5 protein-coding genes are annotated in these 6,761 nt (G+C 55.2%); 2 read left to right on the top strand and 3 right to left on the bottom strand.

Annotation, left to right across the window (positions count from 1 at the left end):
- On the top strand, window positions 1-967 hold a 967-nt coding region (locus PG722_RS12100), incomplete at its 5' end, for an MATE family efflux transporter (RefSeq protein WP_270580686.1).
- 245 nt (window positions 968-1,212) lie between these two features.
- Here PG722_RS12100 and PG722_RS12095 read toward each other — a convergent pair.
- The 3 genes from PG722_RS12095 to PG722_RS12085 form a co-directional block, all read right to left on the bottom strand.
- Complete coding sequence (locus PG722_RS12095) at window positions 1,213-2,220, bottom strand: Gfo/Idh/MocA family oxidoreductase (RefSeq protein ID WP_270580685.1); 1,008 nt, start codon at window positions 2,218-2,220, stop codon at window positions 1,213-1,215.
- Window positions 2,221-2,315: 95 nt separating this feature from the next.
- On the bottom strand, window positions 2,316-3,335 hold the full coding sequence (locus PG722_RS12090; RefSeq protein ID WP_118360166.1) for a Gfo/Idh/MocA family oxidoreductase: 1,020 nt from the start codon (window positions 3,333-3,335) through the stop codon (window positions 2,316-2,318).
- Window positions 3,336-3,452: 117 nt separating this feature from the next.
- On the bottom strand, window positions 3,453-5,096 hold the full coding sequence (locus PG722_RS12085; RefSeq protein WP_270580684.1) for a solute:sodium symporter family transporter: 1,644 nt from the start codon (window positions 5,094-5,096) through the stop codon (window positions 3,453-3,455).
- Between the two features lie 592 nt (window positions 5,097-5,688).
- Between PG722_RS12085 and PG722_RS12080 the strand changes: the two genes are divergently transcribed.
- Window positions 5,689-6,735 (top strand): LacI family DNA-binding transcriptional regulator, encoded by a 1,047-nt coding sequence (locus tag PG722_RS12080; protein WP_330674698.1) that lies wholly within the window; start codon window positions 5,689-5,691, stop codon window positions 6,733-6,735.
- Window positions 6,736-6,761 lie beyond the last annotated feature (26 nt).

Here is a 6,761-nt window from a genome sequence, read left to right as displayed (position 1 = left end):
GTTCGGCGGAGCACAGACGTACTTATATGTGCAGTTCGGCGGCTCGCTCATCATCATTGCGTACAATATGGCGGCGGCCGTGCTGCGCTGTCTGGGCGACAGCAGAACACCGCTGTTTGCGATTATCGCGGCGAGCTTTGCTAATATTGCGCTCGACCTGCTGTTCGTGATGGGCTTTGGCTGGGGCATTTTCGGAGCTTCGTTCGCAACCGTGCTGGCGCAGTTGATTGCGTTTCTGCTGTGTCTGCGTTCTCTGCGGCGGCTGCCGTTCGTGCAGCTGACAAAGGCTGACTGGAAGACCGACCCTGCCATTCTGCTGCACCTGTGCCGCCTCGGTATTCCGACCGGTCTGCAGATGAGCATGATCACACTGGGCGGCATGGTGCTGCAGTCCGTATTGAACGGCTTCGGCGTGGTGTTCGTAGCGGGCTATACGGCGGCAAATAAGCTGTATGGCATACTCGGAAGTGCATCGGTGGCGTTTGGCTATGCCATGACAGCTTATATGGGTCAGAACCGTGGGGCACGCAATGCCGCACGCATTGATGCGGGCATTCGGGCGGTGCTGGTACTTTCCATAGGATTTACTGCCGCTATTGTGGCGACCATGCTGCTGGCTGGCAAGCCGCTGCTGGGACTGTTCCTCTCGACTGAGGAAGCGGGCGCAGCAGATGCGCTTGCGGTGGCACACCGGTATCTTATGGTGCTGATGGCGTTTTTGTTTGCACTGTTCGTGCTGCAGGCGTATCGCTCCTCTCTGCAGGGGGTGGGCGAGATGACTGTGCCGACGCTCTCCGGCTTTGCGGAAATGCTCATGCGCATGGGCGCGGCGCTCGTGCTGCCGGTTTTCATTGGAAAGAGCGGTGTGTTTTTCGCGGAAGGCGTAGCATGGGTGTGTGCGGCGGCGCTCAATCTGGTCTGGTATTATATGCGGATTGGGAAGATCAAACGGGAGATGATGCAATAGCCTCTCGATCGAAACTGCACTTTTGATCGAAGCTCGATGAAAAGCCGCGCCCTGCGGGCGCGAAGGCTTTTCGACAAACCAAAAGACAGCGAGAGCTGTCTTTTTTGTTTGCAGAGCGGGTGATCGGTCTGGTCAGCCCTGCTCCTTTACGGAACAGCGCAGGGAAAACGACAAAAGGATGCCCTGCGCACGCATTGCGATACGCAGGGCATGAAAAAATGGGAATAGATTCAGGCAGAAACCATTTAGTAGATGGACGGCTTTTCCATCAGCTCGATCGCTTCCGGCTTGCCGGTCTGGCGGGAGAGAATGAGTGCATCGCCGGTGACACAGGCAACGTAGCCATCCCATGCGGACGGACCGTCCGGTGCACCGTTCAGCAGAGCCTTGGCCCATGCATCGAACTCAATGTCATACGCTTCGATAAAACGCTGCGACCAGTCGGTCATGATCGGGAAGCTGCAGGCTGCGCCCGAGCGCTTGACCACAGCCGACGGATCGGGCAGGCTGACCGTGCCGTCCTCACCGACTACCTGACACTGGATATCATAGGCATATGCGCCGTCGGTCTGTACCTCTACATCGATGCGCTGTCCTGAACGGGTGGTCAGCATCATGATCTGCGGGTTGAGCCAGTCCCCCTGCGTGTTTTTGCTTTGACGGACTGCCAGCACCTGCGCCTCAGCGTATTCATCGTCCAACAGCCAGCGGGAAATATCAATTTCGTGAATTGCAACACGCGTTACTGCGTAGTCGGTCGCAAAGCCGGGCGCCTGCGACATATTACGATGGCACGAGTGGATCATCAGCGGAGCGCCGATCTCTCCGGACTCGATCGCTTGCTTCATGGCAGCATAGCCGCGGTCATAACGGCGCATGAAGCCAACCTGCACCAGCCGTCTGCCGCCTGCAACCTCTGCGCGGATGATCTCCTCACATTCCTGTGCGGTCTGCGCCAGCGGCTTTTCACAGAATACGAATTTGCCCGCCTTGATGCATTCGAGCACATAGCCCGCATGGGACGGGTCTGCGGATGTGACGAGCACAGCATCTACTTCGGGGAGTGCGATTAGTTCTTCGCCGGTGGCGCAGCAGGTGATGCCGTACTGCTCTGCAACCGCTTGCGCAGACGGCTGATAATAATCCGCAACGGCAACCACGCGCGTTTCGGGAATCGTGTTCATCAGGCGTGCGATATGCTGTCTGCCGATCGCACCGCAGCCGATGACACCGACTTTGATTTCTTTGCTCATGTCAGAGTCCTCCTTCCGGTCTCTTGGGAAACAGAATGAATGGCGGTACCGGGCGGACAGATGCGTTCTCTGCCCGCCCCGTGATGCAACGATGATTATTCGTTCACCAGCATTTCGCCGGTTTCAAAGGATTCCTTGCAGCGGTATGCCGCCTGAGAAACCTTGGTGCCGTCGTAAACGGTAACACCGGGCTTGCGGCCCTCGTTGATGCAGGATACGAACTCCTGGATCTCATTGATATAGGCCTGATGCCAGCGGCTGAGGAAGTCCGGATAGTACTCCTCGCGTGCGCCGGAGCCGTCTACAATCTGAAGCAGGTTCTTTGCGCCGACATTTGCAATGCGCAGCGTGCCGTGCGTGCCGATGATCTCGGTTTCTACGTTGCAGCCTGCACCGTGGGTGCGGTTGGTGAACATGAAGCCCATTGCGCCGTTGTCCAGCTGTACGGTTGCGCAGCAGTTATCTGCGTCGTTCAGCTCACGGTACAGGTCAAACTCGAATACGCCGCCGATCGCCCAGACGCGCTTGACCTCTGCGCCGGTAAACCAGCGGATCAGGTCGAGGTCATGCACGCACATATCCAGATACTGGCCGCCGGAGTGCGGTGCAAACTTGAGCGTACCCTCGATGGTGGTGCGGGGGTCCTGCGTGTAGGAGCGGACGAGAACGACCTTGCCGATGTCGCCTGCATCGATGCGGCGCTTGGCCTCTGCGTAGGAATCATCAAAGCGGCGCATGAAGCCGAGCATGAACACCTTGTCCGGATGAGCCTCCACAGCCTTTTCTGCCAACTTGCACTTTTCAACCGTCGTGTCGAGCGGCTTGTCGCAGAAGCAGTGCTTGCCTGCATCCAGTGCGAGCTTGATGTGCTCGGCATGGAACATGGAGGGCGAAACGACAACGATCGCATCCAGATCCGGGTTCTTGACCATCTCAGCTACGTCCGTGTAGGTGTAGGGAACGTTCAGCTCCTCGGCTACCTGTGCTACGCGCTCTGCGTCCGTGTCGCAGATGGCGGTCAGCTCTGCGCCGGTGACATAATTTGCGATATTCTTTGCGTGCTCATAGCCCAGACGACCCAGACCGACCGAACCGATTTTTAAAGTTTTTGCCATGGTAACAGCATCCTTTCTTTGTTTACAGAAATTTCAGTATGTTTTTTGTTGGTGTTTTAGGTTGCCGCCTGTGCACCGCTGTGGAAAACAGTCAGCGGTGCGGGCGGCTCTATCTCATCACCCGGCAAGACCGAGAGGAGAGAACAGCAGGTAAACGCAGCACATCAGGCACAGTGCGCCGATGGCAGCAATCTTGCGGTATTTCCACGGTGTCAGATCGACAGCGCCGACATCCTGCATGACGTACGGCGTTGTACGCGGGCTGATCTTGCCGATCAGCAGCATGACCGCAACATTCAGTACGAACAGTACCGCAAGAACGTACAGGTAGTGCACATTCTGGAGTGCAGGGATGAATTTGGAAATGGAGTACAGAACAACGTGCATCACGATCGATACCTTGGCGGCACGAGCGGGAACGTTTCTGGTGAACAGACCGACGATGACCGCCGCCAGAATCGGCACGTTGAAGAATCCGAAGCAGGACTGGAGGAAGTCATACAGACCGGAGGGAGCAAAGCTGACGACCGGTGCCACGCAGATCGAAACGATGGCAAGCACGGTGCCGAAGATTTTGCCGATGCGAACCAGCTGTGCGTCCGTTGCCTGCGGATTGAACAGCGGGCGGTGAATATCCAGCGTGTACAGCGTGACCGAAGAATTGAGCGCCGAGTTAAAGGACGACAGGATCGCACCGAACAGCACGGCTGCGAAGAAGCCGAGCAGCGGCTTGGGCAGGACGTTCAGGATGAGCGTCGGATAGGCAAGGTCGCCGTTCTGTGCCAGATTTGCGATGTGCTCCGCGGAGAAGAAGCCCTCGGTGTGGTCCATCGACATACGGTAGCAGATCAGGCCGCAAATGGTGATGAAGAACGGGCCGCAGCACTTGAGGAAGCCTGCAAAGATCGCACCGCGCTGTGCTTCACGCAGGTTCTTTGCACCCAGCGTTCGCTGAATGATCGCCTGATTGGTACACCAGTAGAACATATTGTTGACGACCATGCCGGTAAAGAGCACCGGCCATGGGATCATCGGCGCCATTGCGTTGGCCGGATTGATGGCGTTGAACTTTTCTGCCGGTACGACCGAGATCAGATCGCGCAGACCGGCGAGGAAGTGGTCATTGCCGAGTAGCAGCAGACCGAAGATCGGGATCATAAAGCCGCCGATGATCAGTCCGATGCCGTTGATGGTATCCGATACCGCAACCGCCTTCAGGCCGCCGAAGATGGCGTAGCAGGCGCCGACGATACCGATGGCAACAGCTGTGATGATAACACCCTGCATCTGCGATACACCCATGCGCTTATCGACCTCGAAGATCTGGTTGAATACCAGTGCGCCCGAATACAGAACGGTCGGCAGATAGGTGAGCAGGTAGCCGAGCAGGAACATGATGGAAACGATACGCTTGGTTGTGCTGTCGTAGCGGTTTTCGAGGAATTCCGGTACGGTAGTCAGTCCCATCTTGAGATAGCGCGGCAGGAATACCAGCGCCAGAATGACAAGTGCTGCTGCTGAGGTGACTTCCCAGGCGATCGGTCCCATGTTGGTTGAAAAGCTCTGGCCGGTCTGACCGATCAGCTGCTCGGTGGAAAGGTTGGTCAGCATCAGGGAGCCGGCGATTACCGGTCCGGTCAGGCTTCGGCCTGCAAGGAAATAACCGTCCTGTGTACTCAGGTCATCGTCGCGCGTGCGCCACCATGCAATGACAGCGACGAGCGCAGTGAACGCAATGAAGGTTACAGCAGTAAAAAGCATATGTTGATCTCTCCTTCTTTCTCTACAATTTTACGCTTTATTATTTTGTGCTTACTCTTTTCGCCGCCTCGCAGTCTTTCTCAGGAAAATTTTATAGGCGCTTGCGACTGCGTATTTGTTTGGGGTCCTCCTTTCCGCTCCGGCGACAGATAGCTTTTTAATATTAGAAATATAAAATTAATAGGGATTTACGATATGATTTTTCTGCTTACAAACACATTCTATCATATTATTTTTCAATGTCAAGCAAGATGATTCTTGTGAAAAATGGCGAGTTTTCATACGAAATAACTCCGATCAAGGGCGCGATTCAGCGAAAGAACGGTAAAAAACAAACTTTTATGCAGATTATTGAGATTTAATATTAAAAAACTTTGGCTAATTCGTACATTTTCCTAATACTTTAATATAAGATTTACCGATACATAATATGATAAAAGCGCAATAGTAATCGGTAGCTGCGCAGAAATCCGGTCGCAGTACCGATAAACAACACGCGGGAACCGCAGATCCGTATCCACGGCGGCAGGATCCGTCTGCGGTTTGGATGCCCCTTGACATCAGCGGCACAATACTTTAATATGAAAGTGACCTGATAACGGTTTTACTTTTTCAAACAAATGGGGAATGCGTCATAGCAAAGGTTACACTCAAACAAATCGCGGAGCGGGCAGGGGTTTCCATCAATACCGTATCGCTGGCACTGCGGGATATGCCAAACGTCAATCATGATACGCGCGCAAGGATTTGCGGCATTGCGGCAGAGCTGGGGTATTATGCGCATAAAAGTCACCGCACACCGTCCCAAAAGCTGGGGCTGATCTCGACCGGCGCACATCTGAAGGATTCCTACTTCTATATGGCGTTCCAGAAGCTATTTCTGGGGATGGCGTATGAGCACGGCTATCAAATGATGGTTTTTGATAACGAATACTGGGATCGCGATTCGCAGGCACTGCGTCGGTGGCTGACGGAAAGCGAGATCAGCGGTGTTTTGATCCTCGGTGACATGGAAGAAACGCTGGCGGCCAATATCGTATCGTGCGGGCTGCCGGTCGTAGCGGTGGGAACACGCTATCATAGCTTGCGTGTGTGCACCTATATTGAGGACAACACAGAGGCGGCCTATCAGGCGGTGCAGTATTTGTATACCTGCGGCTGCCGCAAAATGGGTTTTATCGGTGATCCGATGTATTCCACGGCATTCGGAGAACGGTATGACGGCTTCTGCAGCGCCTTGCGGCGGTTCGGTCTGCCGTGTGATCCGCAGCACCTGCTGCTGACACCCAGAGCGGATGACGCGGATATTCCGCGGACGATTGACCGTGCACTGGATCAGGTGGACGAGTTGCCGGATGCGTTCTTCTGTGCGAACGACTATCTGGGCGTCGGTGCGGCAAAGGCGCTGTTCCTGCGCGGGGTTTCGGTGCCCGGCGAGGTTTCGCTGGTTGGCGTGGATAATAATCCCCTTGGAAAAATAGCACTGCCGTCCCTGACTTCGATTGATGTGCACTGCCGTCAGCAGGCAGAGCTGAGCATCCGCAAGCTGATTTCGTTTGTCTGCGGAGAGGAATACGATCCGCTGCGCTTTCTGGTTCCCACCGAGCTGGTGCAGGGGGATTCGGTGAAGCAGGCGTAATCAACGCAAAAACGACAGACAGGAGC

This window comes from Butyricicoccus sp. OF27-2pH9A, from assembly GCF_027693185.1.
Lineage (GTDB): Bacteria > Bacillota > Clostridia > Oscillospirales > Butyricicoccaceae > Agathobaculum > Agathobaculum butyriciproducens.
This window is presented reverse-complemented; position numbering and strand designations above follow the sequence as displayed.

What these genes read in the sequence shown, in the direction of transcription:
- PG722_RS12090 (WP_118360166.1), bottom strand. Translation starts at nt 3,335, where the DNA reads ATGGCAAAAACTTTAAAAATCGGTTCGGTCGGTCTGGGTCGTCTGGGC.
- PG722_RS12085 (WP_270580684.1), bottom strand. Translation starts at nt 5,096, where the DNA reads ATGCTTTTTACTGCTGTAACCTTCATTGCGTTCACTGCGCTCGTCGCT.
- PG722_RS12095 (WP_270580685.1), bottom strand. Translation starts at nt 2,220, where the DNA reads ATGAGCAAAGAAATCAAAGTCGGTGTCATCGGCTGCGGTGCGATCGGC.